The organism is Bradyrhizobium sp. Crot121, assembly GCF_059512385.1.
In genome coordinates this window covers 176,858-199,034 of sequence record NZ_JCAMOR010000002.1, presented here as the reverse complement: position 1 = coordinate 199,034, position 22,177 = coordinate 176,858, and the positions used below count along the sequence as shown (strand labels likewise).

Genomic DNA, 22,177 nt, shown 5'->3' with positions numbered 1-22,177 from the left:
TTTTTTTGAGAAATTTTTTACCCGTCCCGTCCGAATCAGCTCAGCAGCACGATTCCACCCGGCAACCGCTGCAGTTTTGCGCCGAACGCGCGCCCCAATCCCAGCAGCGCCTCATTCATCTGATCGATACGAAAGCGACCGCTGAGCTGTTTCTGGCCCAAGGCCGCGTTCATCAAGATGATGCGGCCGGGTCGATATCGATTGATTTCTTCCACGGCTTCGACGAGCGGCGTGCCGCGGAATTCGACGATGCCGCGCTGCCACTCCGAGGCTAGCTGCGGATCGACTGCGGCAATCTCGCTCAGTCCCGCAAGATCATAGCGCACGCGCTGGCCAGGTCGCAGGGCCACAACGTCGGCTCCACGTTCGATCCGCACCGCGCCGTCGAAACAGGTCACGCTGACCGGGGACCGCTCGCCGCTTGCGGTGTAGCGGACATCGAACCGGCCGGATTCGGCGATCGTCCTGCCGTGCGCCGCCAGGACCACGAGCGATCGCGCCGGGCGCATCGATGTTGCAAACGATGCCTCGCCGGAGATCAACTCGATGCGATCTTCGATTCCTTCCGCAGGACGGACGGCCAGGCTCGTCTGCGTGTTCAGGCCGATCGCCACGTCGCCGGCGAATGTGACATGGCGTTGCTCGCCGGTGCCCGTGCGGTAATCCGAATTGAGTTCGGATAATGACGGCCAAAATCCGAACGGCGGGTTGAGCACGCCGTAGACCGACGCCGCGGCAAGTGCCGCGACGCCGGCGCTCAATACCGCGCGACGGTTCATCCTGCGGCGCCGTCCCAGCGCATCGAGCCTGGCTAGGAAGCTTTCACCCGGACCCGACAGAGCATCGCCGGCGACACCAGCCGTATGCCATAGGCGCTTCGTCTCCAAAAAGGCAGCTTCATGCAGAGGACTGCGCGCGCGCCAGAGTTCCAGCGCCGCCACGTCCTTCGGCGTCATCTCTCCGGATGTGAGCTTCTGCAGCCAGTCGACCGCTTCCCGCTCCACCGGATCCAAACCAGGGTGTGCCTTGCTCATCTCAATGTTATGCCTTTCGCCGCTGCCTCCGTGAGAAAGCAAGCGACGATCGCAGGAATTCTTACCTCTAAGACGATTCTCGGCGACCGAAAGTGCACGCTCAACCCTTCAATTCCTTATAGCGCGCCAGGCAATGTTCGAGTGCCAACCGGAGTTCTTTCGCAACGAGCTGCCGGGAGATGCTGAGCCGATCGGCGATTTCCTGGCGGGGAACATTGCCGACCCGGGCCGCCAGAAAGATCACCCGGCGCCGCCCGGGGAGTTCGTTGACGATCGCCTCGAACGCCTCCAGGTCAGACCGCGCCAACATGGTTTGCTCAGGCGTCGGCGCATGATCGGGCAGCTCAAGCAGGCTTTCGATCTCGATCGCCGATATGCGTTGACGCCTCTCCATCAGGCGGCGATCCTCTGCCACGTTCAGCGCGATCCGGAAGAGATAGCTGCGCGGGCTTTGTACGGCGCCAATCGATTCCGCGCGCGACAGGCGCAACCATGTATCCTGCATCGCATCGCCGGCGAGATCGGCCGAGCCGAGGCGTTGAGTCAAACGCGCCTTGAGGTCGTCATAGCGATCGACAAACAGCCGGCGGATGATCGTCAAGGCGGTCTCGGTCATGGCCGGGTCCCAGCCGATCGGAGGTTGGAATCGGCCTTGCCGCACCCCTGCGCCACGCCGGGTCCTTGCGGCACAATCAAGATCAAGACCGGCTGCAGAAAGCCCGCCGGCGGTGGCTCGTCGAAGCGCACGCTGCGCAAGGTTGCATCAATCCGGTCATCAGCGTCAGGCTTGCCGGTGGACCCGATACGTTGGGATCTCTGGACGGTGCCGTCTGGCGCGATCCAGAACACAGTGGCGAAGCGATAGCTGCCGGGACGCGCGCCGCCCGATCGGCAAAGAGCATCCGCAATGCTCGCCTGAATCTGTCCATAGTAACGCCGATGTTCTGGCGATCGTGTTTGCTGCGCCGCCTGCTGAGTGGCGAGTGGCTCCGGCAACAGCACGAAAGTCGTCTCGGCCACGAACTCGGCAGCCAAACCGGTGCCAGACAACAGCTTTCGGAGCGCCTCGTCCGGTGCAAACACGCCCTGGACATCGCCGGAGAGGCGGCCGGCCGCAAGGCTCGTGTCGTAGAGGGCGTCGCGTCCGGTCGCATCGACATAGCGATTGAGCGCGGCGGCGAGTGGTTGCGAGGGGATATTGAATTGGATCGGCGCATTCGCTGGCCTGGTCTGAGCCGCGGCCACGTCGATACCCGCAGCCATGCCCGCGACGGCCAATGCGCATGCCCAAGCTGCCAGTCGCCTATTTGCCGACGTAACGACAACACGGTTGGCGCGATCCGGTCTGAGTTCGGCTAGGGCCGATCGAAGCATCACTACTGTCCCCGCCCACGCAGATCAGGACAGCCGTTCCAGCTTCCCAGCGCTACGACCTGCCCGCCGACGGTCCAAATTGCGCGTCAGCGCACATCCCAAGCCAACGCGCGGCGGACGCTAGTGACGTAATATTACGGTTTGACGACAGCCATAGCCCTAATCCGTGTCGACGATCCAGCCCAGACACGCGAGTGCCCGCCTCAGTCGCTCACGCGAGATTCGCGAGTGGCAATTCGGTGGTCGACTTGATCTGCTCCATCGTGAACATCGATGAGACGTCGTGCAGGTCAATCTTTGCGATCAATCGCTGGTAGAGATCGTCATAGGCGCGAATGTCAGACACGACGGCTCGGATCAAATAATCGACGTCGCCGCTCAAGCGATAGAAATCCACGACCTCTGGAAAGCTCGTGACGATTTTCCGGAATTTCTGCGCCCATTCCGCATTGTGCTGGTTGGTCTTGACCGCGATGAAGACGCTGACGCCAAGGTTCAGCTTTTCCGCGTCCAACAGCGCCACCCGGCGTTTGATGTAGCCGGAGCTCTCAAGCTTCTGGATCCGCCGCCAGCAGGGCGTCGAACTCAACCCGACCCGCTCGGCAATCTCCTGCATTGAGAGGCTGCTATTCACCTGCAGCGTCGCCAAGATCTTGCGGTCGAAGTCGTCGAGCATGCAAACCTCCAAATCCAGGAGGGGAAAGAATATTTTGGTTGTCATGAACCTTGTTTGAAGAACGTTATTGTCATACACACGCCACGGCTAGCATGAACTTTCATCAAGCGCTGTACAATCTCGCGGCAGCGTGTAACCTCCCTGCCACGAGCCAGGCCCCTCATGGAAAATCTGCTGATGAAAAGCCCGCCAGGCGAGGCATCGGACGGCTAAAGCGGCCAATCCTTGCCTGTTCCGGCGGCAGTGCGGCTTACAGCCGCTGGCCGCCGCTGGCGTCGATCTGTTGGCCAGTGACCCAGCCAGCGTCGTCGGACGCCAGGAACGCGACGACTTTGGCGATATCGGCCGGCTGGCCGACGCGCCCAAGCGCAATCGAATTGGCAACTTCGCGGCTGGCGACAGGGTCGCGCGCATTCGCGTTCATGTCGGTCGCAGTGGCGCCCGGCATCACGGAGTTCACCGTGATTTGCCGCCCGCCGAGATGAACAGCGAGCAGACGGCTCAACGCCTCCAGGCCCGCTTTCGTCGGCGCATAGCCCGCCATGACGGGATAAGCGGCGCGCGTTCCCATCGACGAAATGTTGATGATGCGGCCACCATCGCGCAAGTGGGGCAGCAGAGCCTTGATCAGAAAGAACGGCGATTTGAGGTTGGTCTCCAACAGAAGCTCAAAATCTTCTTCCGTGATCTCCTCGATCGTCGCACGCTTGCCGACACCGGCGTTGTTGACGAGGATATCGAACGCTGTCTTACCGTATCGCTCGGTTAGTTCCGCGGTGAACTTTGCGGCAAGAGCTACAGCACCGCCACGCGCCGACAGATCGGCCTGCAGTGCAAACGCAGCTCCACCGGCAGCGACAATCTCGTCGACGGTAGCGCGCGCGGCACCCTCGGCAGAGTGATAATGAACTGCAACGATCGCACCGTCCCCGGCGAGCCTGAGTGCGATCGCCTGCCCGATGCCGCGGCTCGCGCCGGTGACCAATGCAATCTTGCCTGCCAGCGCGCTCACACGGACCAGCCTTTCGCTGCCTCGAGCTGGCGGGCGCGATCAATCAGCGATTTGCGGTCGATCTTGTTGGTGCCGGCCCAGGGCAATTCATTGACGAATTCGATGCGGCGCGGATGTTGATAGGCCGGTCCATTGGCAATCGTGAATTTCCGGATATCGTCCACGGTCGGCTTGGCGTCGGCGCGGGTGACGATGAAGGCGACCGGGACCTGGCTGCGCTCCTCGTCCGGCAGCGGCACCACCACCGCCTGCTGCACCTGCGGATGACGCTCCAGCAACTTCTCGACCTCGCCGGGATAGACGTTCTCGCCCGAGCAGACGAACATGTCGTCGGCACGGCCGACGAAATAGTAGAAGCCGTTCTCGTCGCGACGCATCACGTCGCCGCTGTAATACCAGCCGTCGGTGATCGCCTTCGCCGTCTGCTGCGGCAGGTTGTGATAATGATCCATCAGCGCAGGATTGCGCATCAACAGCACACCCTCATTCTCGGTACCATTGATGAGCTTGACTGCCTCGGGATCGATGGGATAGCCGAGCGCGAGCGGCGGCGTTGGAATGCCCTTCGGATGCGGTCCAAACACTGCCGGCCCGGCTTCGGTGGTGCCGTAGCCGATGGAGAGCGTGACGTTCGGCAGGACCTGCTTGATCTTGTCCCACAGACCCATCGTCATCGGCGCCGAGCCAAGCATCAATCGCCTGATCGATGTGATGTCGTTCTGAGCCATCAACTCGCGCTCCTTGATCACCCGCGCCCACATGGTGGGGACGGCCGTCGCCGCCGTTGCCTTGTATTTGGCGATCGCCTCGATATAGCTCCTGGTCTCGAACGATGGCAGCAGCACCACGGATGCGTTGGTCGCAAAGATCGTCTTGGTCGCGAACAACCCATTCATGTGGAACAGCGGCTGAGCGATGATGTAGCGTTCATTTTCGTTGAGCGCTCCGCTGGTTCGGGTGGAAAGCGCCCAGAGCTGACCGAGATGCGACAACGGCACGCCTTTCGGCCGGCCGGTCGAGCCGGAGGTGTAGAGCATCTGGCCCACTTCGTCCGGTCCGGCCACGACACTGTCGAAGGACTCGAAGGGCTTTATGCTTGCGGCAAAACCGTTCGGGCCGGCGTCGTCGAAGTCAATCACCGGAATGCCCTCGCGCACCTGAGGGCGGTTCGCAGCGTCGACAAAGGCGAGCGCGATCTTGGCGTCATCAATCACATAGTCGATGGTGTCGCGCGCGACCTTGATATTGACGGGCACCGCGATACAGCCCGCCCGCATGATGCCGAAATAAGCCGCGACATATTCGGCACGATTGAATGACAGGACGGCGATATGAGTACCGCGGGAAAACCCGCGGTCGGTCAGATACTTTGCGACCCCGTTGGCGAGCTGATCCATCTGCCGGTGGGTATAGATTCTCGGATCACCGGGCAAAGCGAGATCGATGATCGCTTCCTTGTCCAGATTGCCCCTGCGATCGATCAGATCGCCCAGATTGCGCCAACGCATCGGCAGAACTCCGTCCTTCGTATCAGCTAACTGGCCACACTCACCACCCGCGGCAGTTCGGCGGGCTGCTCAAGCAAGTCGTAATGGCAGGCCACCATTCGGCCGCCGGACACCTTCCGCAGCAGCGGCCGCTCTTTGCCGCAGCGCTCGCGCGCCATCGGGCAGCGCTCATGGAAGCTGCAGCCTTGGGGTGGATTGAGCGGGCTCGGCAATTCGCCCTGCAAGACCTGCTTGGCGCGCCCCCGTGCCAGTCGTGGATCGGCAATCGGCGCCGCCGCCAGCAGGGCAAGAGTGTAAGGATGCGCCGGCTGCCGCCAAATCTCCTCGCCGCTGCCGCTTTCGACGATGCGGCCGAGATACATCACGATCAGACGATCGGAGATATGTTCGACCACCGAGAGGTCGTTGGAGATGAAGAGAAAGGACACGCCGGTCTGCTGCTGCAAGTCCTGCAGCAGATTGATCACCTGCGCACGGACGGAGACGTCCAGCGCCGATACCGGCTCGTCGCAGATGATGACTTTCGGCTGCAACGCGAGCGCACGCGCAATACCGACGCGCTGCCGCTGGCCGCCGGAGAACTCGTGCGGATAGCGGCGCTCGGCATCCGCCGGCAGGCCGACCTGCCTGATCAGCTCGGTAACACGATCGCGGATGTCACGGCGTGACCAGCCGGCGACGCTGAGTGGTTGGCCAATGATGGTCCCGACGTCGTGGCGCGGATTGAGCGAGCCATAGGGATCCTGAAAGATCATCTGCATGTTCTTGCGCACGGATTTGAGCTGCGCGTTCGGCATGCTCGTGATGTCCTGCCCATCAAGCACGACGCGGCCGTCGGAGCTCGGCACCAGCCGCATGATTGCCTTGCCAAGCGTCGACTTGCCGCAACCGGATTCGCCGACCAAGCCGACGGTTTCTCCGTCTTCGAGCTCAAAGCTGACGTCGTCGACTGCGCGCACAGTGCCCTGCGCGGTCTGGTACTGAACGCAAAGGCTAAGTACGGACAACAGCGGCATGTCGCGACAGCTCCTCTTCGGCGGCGAAACACGCGGCGGTGCGCCCCGGCAATAGCGGCATCAGGCCGGGCCTCTCCGCACCGCAACGATCGAATGCGTCGGGACAGCGGTTCTGGAAGGCGCAGCCGGCCGGCAGATCCGACAGCGGCGGCACGCTGCCCCCGATCTCCGCAAGCCGCGTGCCGCCCCGGCGCGTCGCCGAAGGCGTGGCGCCAAGCAAGCCGCGGGTGTAGCGATGCAGCGGCCGTTCGAATAGCGCCTCCACCGGCGCCTCCTCGACCTTGCGGCCGGCATACATCACCACAACGCGGTCGGCGGTCTCGGCCACGACGCCGAGGTCGTGCGTGATGATGATCAGCCCCATGCCCGAACTCGCTTGCAATTCCTTGAGCAAGGCAAGGATTTGCGCCTGGATCGTCACGTCGAGCGCCGTGGTCGGCTCATCGGCGATCAGAAGCTTCGGCCCGCAGGCGATCGCCATTGCGATCATGACGCGCTGGCTCATTCCGCCGGACATCTGATGCGGAAAATCGTTCAGCCGTCGCTCGGCATCGGGGATGCGCACCTGGCGCAGCAATTCGACGGCGCGGGTGTGCGCTTCGGCGCGCGAGACGTCATTGTGCCACCGGATCGCCTCGATCAACTGGTCGCCGACGGTGGTGACCGGATTGAGCGAGGTCATCGGATCCTGAAAGATCATCGAGATGTCCTTGCCGCGGACCCGCCGCATCTCGCGATCGGACAAGGACGTCAGCTCGCGGCCCATGAAACGGACGCTGCCGCCGACGATCTTTGCCGGCGGATATGGCAACAGCTGCATGACCGCGAGCGCCGTCAGCGATTTGCCGCAGCCAGATTCGCCGACGATCGCTACCGTCTCGCCCGCCGCGACCGTCAACGACAGCCCATCCACCGCCGGCAGCACGCCGCGGCGCGTGAACAACGACACGCTCAGCCGCTCGATCTCGAGAACCGGGCCGTTGCCAGCCGCCATGTCAACGATCCCTGAGTTTCGGATTAAGCGCATCGTTGAGACCATCGCCAACCAGGTTGAGCGCCAGCACCGTGACCATGATCGCAAGGCCCGGCACCGCGCAGATGTACCAGGAGGTGCGGATCAGAGTCCGGCCATCGCCGATCAGCCGCCCCCAGCTTGAGACGTTGGGATCGCCAAGCCCCAGGAACGACACTGCGGATTCGAACAACACGGCGCCGGCTATCACGAGCGAAGACAGCACGATCACCGGCGGCAGCGCATTCGGCAGGATCTCGCCAAGCATGATGCGCAAGTTTCCCATGCCCATGGCGCGGCAGGCCTGCACGAACTCGCGATCGCGCAGCGCCATGAATTCCGCCCGCGTCAGTCGCGCAATTGGAGTCCATGTGACGATGCCGACAGCGACCGTGACATACTCAATCTTCTGGCCGAGGATCGAGACGATGGTCAGCACGAAAATCAAATTCGGAATGGTCTGAAACAGCTCGGTGAAACGCATCAGCATTTCATCGATCCAGCCACCGAAATAAGCGGCGGTGGCGCCAATCGTGATGCCGATCAGAGTCGCTGTCAGGCTCGCGCATAGCCCGATCAACAACGTCGTGCGCGCGCCGTAGGCGATCATCGCCGCGATGTCCCGGCCAAGCGAGTCGGTGCCCAACGGGTAGCGCGAATTGACAAAGGGCCAGATCTCGGGACGGCCGACGATGCGCAAGGGATTGCGCGGAAACAACCAGGGCGCCGCCAGGGCGACGCCGACCACGACAATGACCAGCAGAAGACCGATCAGCGCGGCGCGGTTGCGCGCGAAACGGCGGGCGAAATCGATCGCGAGATTAAGCATCCGCCTACCTCGCCCGGATGCGCGGGTCGAGCCGCAGATAGAGCAAGTCAACGGTTGCGTTGGCGACGGCCACGACCAGCGAGCCAAGCACGAGTACGCCAAGCACCATCGGAAAATTTCGGCTCATCACGCTGTCGAACAGCAGGCTGCCGATGCCAGGCCAACTGAACACGGCCTCGATCACGACGGAGCCGCCCAGAATTGTGCCGAGCTGCAGGCCGAGCAGCGTCACGATCGGAAGCAACGCGTTGCGCATGACATGCGCGAGCACAACGCGTGCCGGCGAGAGCCCCTTGGCGCGCGCGGTGCGGACGAAGTCGAGCCGGAACACCTCCAGCATCGAGGCCCGCATCACCCGCGCATAGGTTGCGGCATAGAACAACCCGAGCGCCGTCGCCGGGAGCACTAGGTGGTGCATGACATCGAGCGCATCGGCGAACGCGCCGTTGCCGGCTCCGATCGTCCGCATGCCTCCGACCGGAAACCAGCCGAGTTTGACTGCGAACAGCACCGTCATCATGATGCCGAGCCAGAAGCTTGGGGCGGCGAAGAAGAACACCGCGGCAAGCGAGATCAAATTGTCCCAGATCGTGTTGACCCTGACGGACGCCAGTACGCCCGCCGTGACCCCCACCAGCAGCGCCACCGAAGTCGCCGCCAGCATCAGGATCACAGTGGCCGGCAACTGGTCCATGATCACGTTGAGGACAGGTGCGTTCTGCCGGTAGGAGAAGCCGAGATCGAGCCGCATCACCGACCAGATATACTTGGCGAGCTGCACCCAGGTCGGCTGGTCGACGCCGTAGGTGTGACGGAGCTGATCCAGCATCGCCGGATCGGAGATCTGCTGCTCGGCGGTCATGACGTCGAACAGGCTGCCCGGCGCGAGGTGGATCAGCACAAAGTTGAGCACGATCACCGCCAGAACCAGCGGGATTACCTGAGCCAATCGGCGAAGCACGATGCGGTTCAAGTCGATGCTCCCTTATCTAGCGATCGAGCCAGAGTTCGGCCCAGCTTTCCCCCATGAAGTCGGCGGTAGCGGAATGATTGCGGACGTCCGATCGGACGATCGTCACCGGCTCCAGATCGACCATCGGAAGCAGCGGAGCTTCTATCGTGGCCAGGCGATCGAAATCCTTGGCCAGCGCGACGCGCTTCGGCTCATCGGTTTCGACCGTCATGTCGGCGACGATCTCATCGAGCTTCGGATTGGAATAGCCGGTCGCGTTGCGGAACGCGGCGCCCTTCACGATGCCGTCGGTGGTGTAATATTGCGTCGTGCTCGGGATCAGTTCGACGCTCCCGGAATTGTTGGAGATCGCGACGTCATAGTCGTAGTCGCTGTAGATTCGTTTGAGCGAGGTGGCGCGATCCGGCACCGCGAGATCCACGGTGATATCGAGGTCCTCGAACGCCTGCTTCACATATTGGCCGATCTTGATGTTCTCCTCGAACCAGCCGGCCGAAACCAGGCTGAGCTTGAAGCGCGAGCCGCCCTTCACCGGGAAACCTGCAGCATCCAGAATCTTCCCTGCTTTCTTGACGTCGAACGGATAGTCCTGGACGTCCTTGGTGAAGAAGATGGAATTCGAGCTCGCCACCGCGCCGATCGAGGGACGGGCGCGGCCGAAGAACACCGTGTCGGCGATGAACTGCCGGTCGATGGCCTGCATCAGGGCCTGCCGCACCTCCCGCTTCTTGAATATCTCGCGGCGCTGGTTGAACTCGATCGTCGTCACCCAGGCCGAGTTCGAATAACCCTTGGTCTCGGCAATGAACTTGCCGCCGGAGGTGAGCCGCGCGATATCCGGCATCGGGATCGGATTGAAGGTGCCGATGTCGAGTTGCCCCGCCTCGAAAGCAGCAGCCCGTGACGCCGGATCGCGCCACCAGCGGATGACCAGGCGGTCGAGGTACGGCAGTCCCGGATTCCAGTATTTCTCGTTGCGCAGATACTCGACATGGCTGCCACGCACCCATTCCTTGACTTTGAACGGGCCGGTACCGATAGGCGCGTTGTTGATCGGATTGGTGATGATGTTGCTGCCGGCATAGATATGCTTCGGGATCACCAAGCCGGATTTGCCGGCGAGCACGGATTTAAGGAAGAACTCCGGGACCGGCGCCTTGAACTTCAGCACCACCGTGAGCGGGTCGGTGGCCTCAGCGCCTTCGAGCGCGTCGAGCGAGACGCCGGCCGAGATCGGCTTCCAATACTGCATCGCGTTGAAAACGACGTCCTCGGCAGTGAAGGGATTGCCGTCATGCCAGGTGACGCCCTCGCGCAGCTTGATCGTGTAGCTCTTGAAGTCGGCCGATGGCTTGATGTCGACGGCCAGCACCGGCTCGAACTTCAAATCAACCGTCAGGCGGATCAGGCGCTCCAGTACCTTGGTCGAGGTGAAGTATGGACTTGAGCCGCCGCCCGGCGGCACGAACAGGGATTGCGGCTCAAAGCCGCCCCAGGTACCGATCAGTGTGCCGCCACGCTTTGGCGTTTCGAGCCCAGCCAGCGCAGGTCCGGCCATGCCTGATGCGAGCGCCGCACCCGCCGTGGTTATCAGAAAGTCGCGTCTCGAAAACCTGCTCATCGTGCAGCCCCTCTATGATTGCGTCGAACGGGCTCTTATTGCAGCGCCCGTTTGCCCCGTTCCCGCTGTTACTTTGCATCCAGCGTCGAATAGGTGCCCCTTCCGATCGCGAGCAGTGAGCCTTTCTCGTCGAACACGTCGACATCAGCGACGCCGACGCTCTTGCCGGCGCGGCGCACGCGTGACACTGCAACCAGCGCCGTATCGACCGCAGGCTTGAGATAGTCGACGCGGAAATTGACGGTCGGCAGGCCCCGTCCGACCATCATGCCAACGGCAAAATCGCCGACAGTGTCGATGACAGAAGCGATGACGCCGCCGTGCCACTGCTTCGAGCCGGGACGACGCTCGAATTCCGGACGCATCGCCGAGCGCATGGTGACTTCCTGCTTGACCGGATCGGCGTCAATGACGGTCAGGCCGAGGAACAGATTGAACGGCGAGACATCCAGCATCTTCTGGATGTCGGCGGCCGTAAGGGTCGTGACTTCTGTCTTGCTCACGGCGTCACCACGACTTTGCCGAACACCGCCCGATCTTCGATCACGCGCACGGCTTCCTTGGCCTGTTCGAGCGGATAGGACTTGTCGATCAGGACCTGCAGCTTGCCCGCCTGCACCAGATCGAACAGCTTTTCGATGTCCTCGCGCTCCCAGCCGTTGGAGCCGAGGACCTGTAGCTCGAAGGTCCATATGAAACGGATGTCCTCGGTCGGCGCATACCCGGCCGTGGCGCCACAGGTCAGCAGACGCCCCCCCAGCTTTAGGCAGCGAAGCGACTTCACCCAGGTGTCGCCCCCGGTAAAATTGACGACGACGTCGACGCCGCCGCCTTCGACGAAACGGCGGCGATGCGGCTTGCCGTGGCGCTCGAAGACTGCCTTCATGAAATCGGTCTGCGTGTAGAGAATGATTTCGTCGGCGCCGAGCTCCTTGAGCCGCCGCCCCTTCTCCTCGCTGCCAGCACAAGCGATGACATAGGCGCCCGCCAGTTTAGCGAGTTGCACGCAGCAGACGCCGACACCACCGCTCGCGCCAAGGATCAGGACTTTTTCGCCCGGCTTGATCTTGCCGATCGTGTTCATCATGCGGATCGCAGTGCCGTAAGCCACCGGCAGCGCCGCCGCCTGTTCGAAGCCGACATTGTCGGGGATCCTGACCAATTGGTGCGCCTTTGCCCGGCAATATTCCGCGAGGCCTCCGTCCTGAGTCTCGCCCATCAAGCCGCCCTCGATGCGGTTGACCGGATCGATCAGCACGCGATCGCCGACCTTCCATCCGCTAACGCCCGCGCCGATCTCCGCGATCTCGCCGACCACATCGAGGCCGATGATGACCGGCAGCGGCACCTTGATGCCAGGCATGCCGCGGCGGGTGAACACATCGTGGTAGTTGATCGAGGAGGCCTTGACCCGCACGACGACATCACCCTCCGCCGCCTTCGGCGTTGGATAATCCGGCACGAATTGAAGCTTGTCGTTGTCGCCATGTTCGCGAAGGACTAGGGCACGCATCTTGTCATCAGCTCCGTGTTAGGCCGCCGCGGCAAGCGACCAGGTCGCCAGTCCGTCGATCGCCTGTTGGGTTATTGAGATTGCTTGTTCGGTGGTCTGCTCGCGCCAATTGGCCGATACCGGCACGAAGCAGTCGTGAAGATCGGCTCTCAAGAGCCGCACCCGTTCGCTGTCGCGCTCGGCCTTGAACTTGAGCCATAGATCGAGTTGCAGTGCGCGCCGGACATGGACGCCGCGGGTGCCGAACTCGACAACCGCGCCGACCATCGGCCGGCGGCCAAGGAATTTCGTCAGGCCGTGGAACACCAGCCCTTGATAGTTCGGCCGCGCCATGTTGTGCGGTCGCTGGCCGATGATCCGCTCCTTGCCCCACCAGCGCACGGCCTCGGCGTGCAGCGGCCCGTTTTCGTCGTTGAAGCAAAGGAAGAACGATTCGCCCCAGCCCCCGATACCGGTATGCCAATCGATGAAGCCGACGCGCTCGGCCTGACCGAGGTGATCGGCGACGATCTTCTCCAGCGTAACATTCGGCCACTCGCGCGCGGTGCCGCCGAAATTGTTGCCATTGGGGAAGTCATACTGCCCGCTCGCCAACACATTGAACAATGCGTCATCGCCATGGGCAGCACGAAAACGATCGAGCGCTGCGGCATAGGCTTGAAAGGCGGGCGGCGTCCAATCATCCGGGACCAGATCCGGGTACAGCGTTGCGTAGCCGGGATTGGCAGGATGCGGCGCCTCGTGATCGACAAAATTGCGGTTGAGATCGACGTTATTCTCGGTCGTGCGAGTGCCCCACGCGAAACCATACGGATTGATCGCATGCACCAGCAACACGGAGACACGAGGCGGCAGCGCGCGCCCTTGAGCGCTTTTCATCCAGGCGATCTGTGCCGCAGAGCCGCTGAGACCTTCAAGGCCGTGCGTACCGCTGATCACGATCAACTGCGACGGGGCGGTGGCATCGCCGAGCCGCGCGACGTCGACCACGAGATCCTGGCCGTCAGGCGTCTTTAGGGTCGGATGACGATAGTCGGAAAGCGCGCCACCCAGTTCGGCCGCAGTCGCGCGGAACTTGGCGCGGGCGCCCGCATAGTCCAAGGCGAAACTCTCGGCGAAATCGATCATCATAGCGCCGTGAACCCGAGCGCCACATTGGCTGCGTCGGCATGGCTGACGATGATCCCGTCGACATAGGGCCGGTAACCGATCCCCGACCTCTCGAACACCGTCCGCGGAGCCTCGAGCGAAGGCACCTTGAACATCAGTGCGACCATGCGATCCGAGCCGTTCTCGCTCACCAGCGCCGCGTCGGCATAGCGTTCGGCAACCGCCGATGGCTCCAGCACACGGATGGTGGCGGTCCCGGCACGGAACAATACGCCGCCAGGTACCTCAGTGAGCAAAGGCGCGCCGAACACCCGCTCGTACAGGGCAGCGGTGCGCGACGGCGCTTTCGACGCGATGACGAATTCGACGATGTCGGTGACACCGTTCGGGTGCGCACGCCATTCCGATCGGTAGACCAGTTCCGGAGTATCGTGGTGGCAGAAGAAGGTGCGGCCGTTTTGCACCTCTTCGCCGCTGACGCGAACCACCCTGAAGCGCGCGTCCTGCGCACCACCCGCAAGCGACACCGGGCGCGAAAAGCTCATCGGCTCTTCCGCTGGAATGCCGCGCTGTTTCAAGGCGGCAAAGACAAGGTCGGGGTCGACCGATTTGAACACCAGCCCGGTCAACCCGGGCGGATGTGCCCACAGGTCGGCGCGCCTAGTCTCGTTCCCCGGCAGATATCCGAGCAGTTCCAGGTAGTTCTCGCCAAAGATCGCGAGGTTATTGCTCGAGCCGAGCGAATGATGACCACGTTCCGTCAGTTTGAAGCCGAGCCGGTCATATTGCGCGGCCGCCTCGTCGAGCTTCCCCATCACATTAATGACGGCGTGATCGAGAACGGGCTTCACTGCATCGATAGTCAGAGCCATTTCACTCACTTCCTTACAAACCTACTCGCGGCTCGCTGATTTTCAGGCAAGATCGGTGCCACTTCAGGATTTCATTCCCTGCGCTGCACGCGGATGAGACGCTTGTTTCGTCATGGAGAAATCCACGGCAGCGTCGGCGTGCAGCATCGTCGAGTCGAACACTGGAAGATCAATGTGTTGCGGTCCGACCAACAGACAGATTTCGGTACAACCGAGGATCACGCTGTCGGCACCGTTTAACTTTCCGCGCGCGATAACATCGAGGTAGCGGCGGCGCGACCGCTCGCTGACGACGCCTTGGCATAGCTCATCGAAGATGATGTCATGGACGGCAATGCGATCTGTTTCGTCAGGAATGATCGGATCGAGCGCAAACTGCTCGCGCAGCCGCTGCACATAAAAGTCCTGTTCCATGGTGTAGCGTGTCGCCAGCAGCAACGGGCGCTTGCATCCGCCGGCCTTGATCGCGCTGGCGGTAACGTCGGCGATATGCAACAGCGGGATCGATACCGCCCGCTGCACCTCGTCCGCGAGCTTGTGCATGGTGTTGGTGCAGATCAGGAGGCAGCCGGCGCCGCCCTCCTCCAGCTCGCGGGCGATATTTGCAAGAATCCTGCAGGCTTCGTCCCAGCGTCCCTGCTTCTGCAGGTTGACGATGGCATCGAAATCGACCGACCTCATCAAGATTTCGGCGGAGTGAAGCCCGCCCAACCGGGTTCGGACCTGTTCATTGAGCCGGCGATAATAGACGGCGGTACTCTCCCAACTCATTCCGCCGATCAAGCCAATCGTTCGCATTTCCTGTTGCTCGCTCCACGCGACATTTCTGCCTTGTGGAAAGACTAGCAACGCCGTTGCGCAATTCGGTTGCGTATCGAGGACTTATAGGAGCTTCGAGCTGAAAATAGACTTCATAGTTCGAGCGAATTCTGGAATAGGATTTCACAATCTTCGGACGTCCCGAGTTGGACATGCTGCGGGACTCATTATTCGTTGTCCTCAGCGCGACAACCTGTCTTCCGTACGGATTGATCGACGGTTCTTCCGTCTGCTCGTCGAGGCTTAGTCGTTGGCGACGGACCCGTGGTCGTTCAGGGCGAGCTCGGCACTAGCCCTTTGAATAATTGTCAAGAATGTCGTTAGCCGGGCGATCACCCTGCACCGAGAGCGTCTCAGCCATCAGTCCCGCGATCTGTCGGGCATCATCCTTGCCGGTCTCGATGAGCCCCGCGATGGCGCCGCGCTTGTCGGCGTCACTGTAGTGCCGCTTGATGTTGAATTTGGGTTCGAGCCGCGTCACTGCCATCGAGAACCCAACGATGTGCGGCATCAAGGCGGCGCGGCGCTGCGGGCTGTAGTCCGCGATCGACCACTGGGTGGGAAAGCGGCTTTCATTGACACGCACCAGGTCATCGACAACCTGATCGAGCCCAGCGCGGTCGAGCAGGCGGACGTCACCATGGGCATGGACCACCGCATACGACCAGCTCGGCGCCGCCGGACATTCCTTCGTGTACCACTGAGCCGACACGTACGCATTCGGGCCGTTGAAGACGAACACCGCCTTCGGCTGGCGCTCCAGCGATTTCCAATGCTCGTTGGCGCGCGCGACATGACCGCGGATGTGGGTTACCGCACCGTGTTTCACATCAACCAGCACCGGGATGTGGGAGAAATGCAACTCACCGTTTTCGGTCGAAACCAGAAGCGCGAAGCCGAGCTCCGACATAAGGTCGATAGCAGCAGCGTCGGTCGTCAGAGTGCGTTCGGGACGGTAGAACATGCAAGACCCTCCCGTCAGGCAACGTGCGCAGGCTTGAAAGCCTGAGGGTAATGTCTTATCGCAAACTCCGTGGTGATCAGCCCCTGCTCGAGGTCACGCTCAACGAGTTCGACCGGGCGCTTCGCAGGATCGCCCCAGCCGGCGCCGCCGCCGACGGTGAGCTGAACGATATCCCCTTTCTGCAGGGTCATGACCGCCGTGGTTGGCAAGTCGATGACGTCTTTGCCACGGATCACCTTCAACGATGCGAGGGCTCCATCGGCACCGCCCATCCTGCCGCGTGCCGGATAGAGGAAGTGCTCCGAGTAGTAGCTGAGGACGACGTTATCCTCCAGCACCTGGATGGCGCGCGTAAAGCCTAGACCACCGCGCCATTCCCCCGCGCCACCGGAATTCGGAACAAGGCCATAACGCAGCATGCGGATATGAGGGTGGATCTGCTCAATCGACTCGATCGGCGTATTGCGGCTCGATGACAAGACGCCGGCGAGGGCGTGCGCGCCGTCGTAGTCCGGCGCACCGCCATAGCCGCCGCCAAGCACGTCCGCGTAGATGCGGGTGCCGCCGTTCGGCCGCTCCTGCACGAGGTAAAGGCCGGTGGTGGAATTGAAGCCCTGCGCGGGAACGCGATCCGGAATCGCCTTTCCGAGCGCCTCATGTATCGCATCAAGCACGCGATAGGACACGGCGATGCGGGCACGCACCGGTCGGCCGGGCGTCGGATTGACGATCGTGCCCTCGGGCAGTCTGATATCAATCAGACGATTGCAGGCATCGTTGGCCGGAATGTCCTTGTCAGCAAGCAGGCAGCGAACAGCCGAGATCGCCGCAGCGATCGACGAGGATTTCGAGCTGTTGAACATGCTGTGCACCTCCGGCGCCGTACCGGCGAAGTCCAGCACCATGGCTCCGTCACCGACCGTAACGGTCGCAACGACCTTTAGCGGAGTATCGCCACGTACGTCCGCGTCGATCCAGGCCTCGCCGGTCCACGTTCCGTTCGGAATCGTCGCGATGGCCGCCCGTATGCGGCGCTCCGTATAATCGAGCGTCTCTGCCATCGCGCGGACCACCAGATCGTATCCGTGACGTTTGGCGAGTTGCTGGAGACGCTCTATGCCGGTCCGATTGGCGGCAATCTGAGCGTAGAAGTCGCCGCGGCCGACTTCTGGCGTCCGAACGTTGGCGAAGATCAGGCGGTCGATCGCGCCGCCCATCAGGTCCCTTTCGACATCGATCAGCAGCGGCGGAATGACAATGCCTTCCTGCAGCAATTCGGTCGCATCAATGTTGATTCCGGCGCCGCCGCCTCCGACGTCGAGATGATGCGCCGTATTGCCGACCCATCCGATCAGGACCTCATCGGCGAACACCGGCTGGAAGATGATGAAGTCGTTGAGATGCTGGCCGCCGGCATAAGGATCGTTGAGCAGGATCGCGGAGTTGGGCCCGATCCCGGAGATGTCGAGTTGCGCGACCGACGCCCTGAACGCTTCGCTCAACCCGCCATTGTGGATCGGGATCATTTCGGCCTGCGACACCACGTTGCCGCGCGCGTCAAGGATCGCGGTCGAGCAGTCGCGGGCTTCGCGAACGATGGTCGAGAACGCAGAGCGGACAAGAATCGCGCCCATCTCGTTCGCGATTGCACGGATCGCGTTGGCGAGGATCGCGAGCTTGGTCTGTTCGCCGAACATCACTTTTTCTCCAGCAGCAGATCGCCGCTCTCGCAGCAGCGCGCCGTCCAGCCCGGCGGCACCAGTGTCGTGGTCGTTGGCTCTTCGAGAATGACCGGGCCCATGATTGTCTCGCCGAAATCAAGATCAGAACGATCCATGAAGGTCGCGGCGATGGATTTGCCCTGGAGGACGATATCGCATGTCTCGCGCGTACCGTTCCGACCAGGATCTCCCTTGGGAGTAACAACGTTGAGCTTGTTCTTGCGGGTAAGCCGCGCCCGCGCATTGACGATCTGAACCGGCAGGTTCGATCGCGTGTAGCCGTAGCGCTCGCGGTGCAGGCTCTCGAAAATGGCACGCAATTCCGACGGGCTTGCCCGTGCCACGTCCGTCCAGACCGTCAACTCGAATCCCTGGCCCATGTAGCGCAGATCGAGTCCCATTTGGACGTCGTAGCCGCCAGCGGCCAAGCCGAGGCTCGCGGCATAGCCGTCACATGTCGCGGCCAGATCGGCTACGCCGATCTCGGCGAGCGATTCGGCGGTCAAGGGCTGCAATCTCGCCTTGATGAAGTCGACTTTGAGGTCGGCGATCAGCAGGCCGAAAGCGCTGGTGATGCCCGGCGACCACGGAACAAGAACGCGGTTCATGCCGACCTCGTCCGCCACTGTCGCGGCGTGCAGCGGGCCGCCACCGCCATAAGCCACGAGCGTGAAGTCACGCGGATCGATGCCCCGCGCGGTCGAGACAAGACGAACCGCTGCCGCCATGTTGCTGTTGACCATCTGCAACACGGCATCTGCCTTATGCCTGAGGTCGCCCGGCACCTTCAGCGACGCGAATGCATTTTTCGCGGCCTCGACATCGAGCTTCATCTTGCCTGCAAAGAAGTGCGATGACCGGAGCAGTCCGGCGATCAACTGCGCGTCTGTCACGGTCGGCAGCTTGCCGCCGCGGCCGTAGCATGCCGGTCCTGGTTCGGCTCCTGCACTGGCCGGCCCGACATTGAGGAAGCCGCCGGAATCAAGCGCCGCGATGCTGCCGCCGCCGGCGCCGACCGTAACCATGTCAAGCGCGGTCGTGCGGATCGGCAGGTCGTCGACCATAAGCTCTTGTACGACCCGCGGCTCCAGCATCGGCGCGACCGCCACATCCGTGCTGGTACCCCCCATATCGATCGTGATGATGTCTTTGATGCCGTTGCGGCGTGCGAACCATGCGGCGGCCTGAACTCCTGCGGCCGGCCCCGACAGCAGCATGCGCACGGCGTTGTCGCCCGCCGCTTCCGCCGGCATGATGCCGCCATTCGACTGCATGATCTGCAAGCCGCTGCTGCAGCCGCGATCGGTCAGACCGCGATCCAGCCGATCAACGTAGTCGACGACCACCGGGGAGACGAAGGAATTGACCACCGTCGTCACGGTGCGCTCGTATTCACGGAATTCAGGCGATACGCGGCTCGAACAGCCGACGCGCGTTGTGGGGCTCATCGAGAGAATGAGCTCGCGCAGACGATCCTCGTGAACGCCATTGCGGTAGGCGTGCAACAGGCAGATCGCAATCGACGTCACGCCGCTGTCGAGGAGGAACTGGATTTCCTGTTGTGCCATCTCTTCATCGAGGGCTTCGACCACGTTGCCGCACCCGTCGATGCGTTCAGGAATCTCGCGGATGAAGCGCCGCTCTACCGGTGCGCGGGGTTTGTGATAGAAAGCCGTATAGATGTTGCCAACGCGATCGTGCAGGCCGATTTCGGTGATGTCGCGAAAGCCTTTGGTGGTAAGAAGCCCGGTGCGCGCGCCGCGCCGCGTGATCAGCGCGTTGGTGGCGATCGTCGAGCCGTGCGAGAAGCGCGTCACCTCCTTTAACCGCACGGCAGCCTGATCAACCGCGTTCTCAACTGCCTTGTGGACCTGGCTCGGTGTCGATGGAACCTTGCCGACGGAGACCACGCCTTTCTCGTCCACCCAGACGAGGTCCGTAAATGTCCCGCCAATTTCGACGCCAACCTGCATTCTTCACCCCGTTCGATTTGAAGTCGCTCAAGACCGCAGAAGGCCGGCGCGGCGGATCTTCTCACGTTCGATCTCGAAGTTCTTCCTGATCACCTCGCCAAAATCGGCGCCATCTCGATATTGGATCGACTGCCCGTACTTTTCCTGGATCGCGACATGTTGCGGATCAAAAAGCGCCAGTTTGAACGCGTCGTGCAGCCGCTGGACCACCTCCTGTGGCATTCCCTTTGGACCAATCAAGCCGTTCGGACTCGCTGCGGTCACATCGTAGCCGAGATCGTAGAGGGTCGGCGCGTCAGGCCAACGCTTCAACCGCTCGTCAGAGAAGACCGCGAGCCAGCGCGCCTGCCTGTTGTCGACCAGATCGCCGAGGATCGTGCCGCCCGCGTGGGCGTCGATGTGGGCGCCGAGCAAGGCGGCGATGCCCTCGGAGTCTCCTTTGAACGGCACATGGATCAGCTTGATCTTCTCGATGTCGGCGACCTGGACCATCGCGAGGTTCTGCGCGGTCGCCGGACCGTTCGTCCCATAGTTGACTTCCTCGGGCCGCTTGCGGGCCTCGGCGATAAAGTCGCCCCAGGTCTTGAACGGTGAATCCTGGCGAACGACCATGCCGACGTTGAAAGCGCCGATCTGGATGATCGGCGTGAAATCCTGCAACGCGTCATAGGGCGTCTTCTGCATGAGTTGGACTCGCAGAACCGCCGAATGAGTGACCGCGATACGGTAGCCATCGGACGACGCCGACAGCATCGCAACCGCACCTAGCGTGGCACTGGCCCCTGGACGGTTTTCCACGACGATCGGCTGGCCGAGGTGCCCTGCCGCGGCAGTCGCCAGTACGCGGAACGTGGTATCGGCCGTTCCGCCGGCCGGAAACGGAACGATCAGCGTGACAGGCCGTGACGGGAACTTATCGTTCGCCCACGATCTCCTGGGCCACGACGCGGGCAGGGACAGCGCACCCACACCGCCCAACCACGACCTGCGAGACAGTCCGACCATGGTGAACCCCTGCTCCCTACGATTTGTGAAGGAAGCTTACTTGCGGGCCACAAATCTGATAAATCGAAAGATCATAATGATTGATCGATTCTATGAATATAACGAGCCAGGACCTCCATATCTTCCTCACCCTCGCTCAGGAAAAAAACTTCACCCGGGCGGCCGCGCGATGCGGGCTGTCGCAGTCGGCGTTCAGCACCCGCATTTCGTCGCTCGAACACGCGTTAGGAGCCAAGCTGTTCGACCGGACCACGCGGAGGGTCGAAATGACTCCCGATGGTGAGGTCTTCGAGCCTTTCGCTCATCAGTTGCACGCGGATTTGTCCGACGTTATTCAGATTTTTCGCGACCGGGCGGCGCGCCGGCGAGGCCGGGTGTCGATCGCGGCACTGCCATCGGTCTCTGCCGGTTGGATGCCGAAAATACTATCACGGTTTGCAACCCGGCATCCAAACGTTCAGTTGTCGCTGACCGATGCAATAGCGGAGACGTGCGTATCATTGGTACGCAACGGCGACGTTGACTTTGCCCTGTCGACACTTGACGGTGCAGAGGACTTGGACGGGCAGGTCGTGGCAACCGATCACTTCTACCTCGTGTGCCGCAAAGACCATGAATTGCTGGCGAAAAAGAAGATCGCTGCCGCTGACATCGCGTCCTATCCGTTTATTCACCTGACACGCAACAGTAGTGTTCGCCGCGCTCTCGATGCCGCCTTTGAGCGCGTGAAACTAAAAGCCCATCTCGAAGCGAATTACATGGCGACGCTTGCCGGCATGGTGGAAGCGGGTCTGGGCATCACAATAGTTCCGTCGCTTAGCCTCCACCAATTCGAGCGTCCGACACTTGGCGTCAGAGTTCTGCAAGCGCCACGGATCTCTCGTCCGATCTATCTGATCCGTCGGCGCGGTCGCACATTATCGGCAGCCGCTGAAGCACTCTTCAACGAGATCCGCCGGACAGACTTCGAAGAGCCTTCGATCACGCGCAAGCGCACCTAGGGCGAACGTAGTCTTAAACAATTGGCCCGGGCGCCACGTCGAGTTGCCTGGTCCAGCACATCCGTCTCCCTGCTACACGCCCCACATCGCAATTCGGTGTTCGGAACAAATGTACCTAATAAGTCACAAAAGTGTCGTCGGCCT

21 protein-coding genes are annotated in these 22,177 nt (G+C 62.0%); 1 reads left to right on the top strand and 20 read right to left on the bottom strand.

Translation table 11 applies throughout. From position 1 onward, the window contains the following. Positions 1-35: 35 nt before the first annotated feature. From AC5ZGW_RS03125 to AC5ZGW_RS03030, 20 genes are all read right to left on the bottom strand, one after another. Positions 36-1,034: a FecR family protein gene (locus AC5ZGW_RS03125; protein ID WP_130222806.1), complete on the bottom strand. Its 999-nt coding sequence runs from the start codon at positions 1,032-1,034 to the stop codon at positions 36-38. 100 nt (positions 1,035-1,134) lie between these two features. Continuing rightward, positions 1,135-1,650 carry an RNA polymerase sigma factor gene (locus tag AC5ZGW_RS03120; protein WP_130222804.1) on the bottom strand — a complete coding sequence of 172 codons (516 nt, stop codon included), beginning with the start codon at positions 1,648-1,650 and terminating at the stop codon, positions 1,135-1,137. After that, the gene (locus tag AC5ZGW_RS03115) at positions 1,647-2,297 is read right to left on the bottom strand and encodes an STN domain-containing protein (RefSeq protein WP_130222802.1); all 651 of its coding nucleotides are present in this window, start codon (positions 2,295-2,297) and stop codon (positions 1,647-1,649) included. The genes AC5ZGW_RS03120 and AC5ZGW_RS03115 overlap by 4 nt, the downstream gene beginning before the upstream one ends. 322 nt (positions 2,298-2,619) lie before the next feature. Next, the gene (locus AC5ZGW_RS03110; RefSeq protein WP_130222800.1) at positions 2,620-3,084 is read right to left on the bottom strand and encodes an Lrp/AsnC family transcriptional regulator; all 465 of its coding nucleotides are present in this window, start codon (positions 3,082-3,084) and stop codon (positions 2,620-2,622) included. Positions 3,085-3,334: 250 nt separating this feature from the next. Beyond that, positions 3,335-4,096: an SDR family NAD(P)-dependent oxidoreductase gene (locus AC5ZGW_RS03105; RefSeq protein WP_207230910.1), complete on the bottom strand. Its 762-nt coding sequence runs from the start codon at positions 4,094-4,096 to the stop codon at positions 3,335-3,337. Further along, positions 4,093-5,604, bottom strand: a complete 1,512-nt coding sequence (locus AC5ZGW_RS03100; protein WP_130222796.1) for a class I adenylate-forming enzyme family protein — start codon at positions 5,602-5,604, stop codon at positions 4,093-4,095. Before AC5ZGW_RS03100 ends, AC5ZGW_RS03105 begins: the two co-directional genes overlap by 4 nt. A 26-nt stretch (positions 5,605-5,630) precedes the next feature. Then, positions 5,631-6,620, bottom strand: a complete 990-nt coding sequence (locus AC5ZGW_RS03095; protein WP_130222794.1) for an ABC transporter ATP-binding protein — start codon at positions 6,618-6,620, stop codon at positions 5,631-5,633. Beyond that, entirely contained in the window at positions 6,598-7,614 is a 1,017-nt protein-coding gene (locus AC5ZGW_RS03090; RefSeq protein WP_130222792.1) for an ABC transporter ATP-binding protein, read from the bottom strand. The genes AC5ZGW_RS03095 and AC5ZGW_RS03090 overlap by 23 nt, the downstream gene beginning before the upstream one ends. Position 7,615: 1 nt before the next feature. Continuing rightward, a complete protein-coding gene (locus tag AC5ZGW_RS03085; RefSeq protein WP_130222790.1) occupies positions 7,616-8,461 on the bottom strand; it encodes an ABC transporter permease in 846 nt (281 codons plus the stop codon). Positions 8,462-8,465: 4 nt separating this feature from the next. Then, on the bottom strand, positions 8,466-9,434 hold the full coding sequence (locus tag AC5ZGW_RS03080) for an ABC transporter permease (protein ID WP_130222788.1): 969 nt from the start codon (positions 9,432-9,434) through the stop codon (positions 8,466-8,468). A 16-nt stretch (positions 9,435-9,450) separates the two neighbouring features. Continuing rightward, positions 9,451-11,055 (bottom strand): ABC transporter substrate-binding protein, encoded by a 1,605-nt coding sequence (locus tag AC5ZGW_RS03075; RefSeq protein WP_130222786.1) that lies wholly within the window; start codon positions 11,053-11,055, stop codon positions 9,451-9,453. A 68-nt stretch (positions 11,056-11,123) separates the two neighbouring features. Continuing rightward, complete coding sequence (locus tag AC5ZGW_RS03070; RefSeq protein ID WP_028161989.1) at positions 11,124-11,558, bottom strand: PaaI family thioesterase; 435 nt, start codon at positions 11,556-11,558, stop codon at positions 11,124-11,126. Beyond that, positions 11,555-12,568, bottom strand: coding sequence for a quinone oxidoreductase family protein (locus AC5ZGW_RS03065; protein WP_130222784.1), 1,014 nt, complete (start codon positions 12,566-12,568; stop codon positions 11,555-11,557). Before AC5ZGW_RS03065 ends, AC5ZGW_RS03070 begins: the two co-directional genes overlap by 4 nt. Before the next feature lie 18 nt (positions 12,569-12,586). Next, a complete protein-coding gene (locus AC5ZGW_RS03060) occupies positions 12,587-13,696 on the bottom strand; it encodes a M14 family metallopeptidase (protein WP_245474492.1) in 1,110 nt (369 codons plus the stop codon). Next, complete coding sequence (locus AC5ZGW_RS03055) at positions 13,696-14,550, bottom strand: VOC family protein (protein WP_130222780.1); 855 nt, start codon at positions 14,548-14,550, stop codon at positions 13,696-13,698. The genes AC5ZGW_RS03060 and AC5ZGW_RS03055 overlap by 1 nt, the downstream gene beginning before the upstream one ends. A gap of 63 nt (positions 14,551-14,613) precedes the next feature. Beyond that, positions 14,614-15,348, bottom strand: coding sequence for an aspartate/glutamate racemase family protein (locus AC5ZGW_RS03050; protein WP_028161985.1), 735 nt, complete (start codon positions 15,346-15,348; stop codon positions 14,614-14,616). A 310-nt stretch (positions 15,349-15,658) separates the two neighbouring features. Then, positions 15,659-16,333, bottom strand: coding sequence for an FMN-binding negative transcriptional regulator (locus AC5ZGW_RS03045; RefSeq protein ID WP_130222778.1), 675 nt, complete (start codon positions 16,331-16,333; stop codon positions 15,659-15,661). Between the two features lie 14 nt (positions 16,334-16,347). Continuing rightward, on the bottom strand, positions 16,348-18,030 hold the full coding sequence (locus tag AC5ZGW_RS03040) for a hydantoinase B/oxoprolinase family protein (protein WP_130222776.1): 1,683 nt from the start codon (positions 18,028-18,030) through the stop codon (positions 16,348-16,350). Further along, positions 18,030-20,027, bottom strand: a complete 1,998-nt coding sequence (locus AC5ZGW_RS03035) for a hydantoinase/oxoprolinase family protein (protein ID WP_130222774.1) — start codon at positions 20,025-20,027, stop codon at positions 18,030-18,032. The genes AC5ZGW_RS03040 and AC5ZGW_RS03035 overlap by 1 nt, the downstream gene beginning before the upstream one ends. Before the next feature lie 27 nt (positions 20,028-20,054). Beyond that, positions 20,055-21,032, bottom strand: a complete 978-nt coding sequence (locus tag AC5ZGW_RS03030) for a Bug family tripartite tricarboxylate transporter substrate binding protein (RefSeq protein ID WP_130222772.1) — start codon at positions 21,030-21,032, stop codon at positions 20,055-20,057. A gap of 80 nt (positions 21,033-21,112) precedes the next feature. Between AC5ZGW_RS03030 and AC5ZGW_RS03025 the strand changes: the two genes are divergently transcribed. Then, positions 21,113-22,033: a LysR family transcriptional regulator gene (locus tag AC5ZGW_RS03025; RefSeq protein WP_130222770.1), complete on the top strand. Its 921-nt coding sequence runs from the start codon at positions 21,113-21,115 to the stop codon at positions 22,031-22,033. Positions 22,034-22,177: the final 144 nt, after the last annotated feature.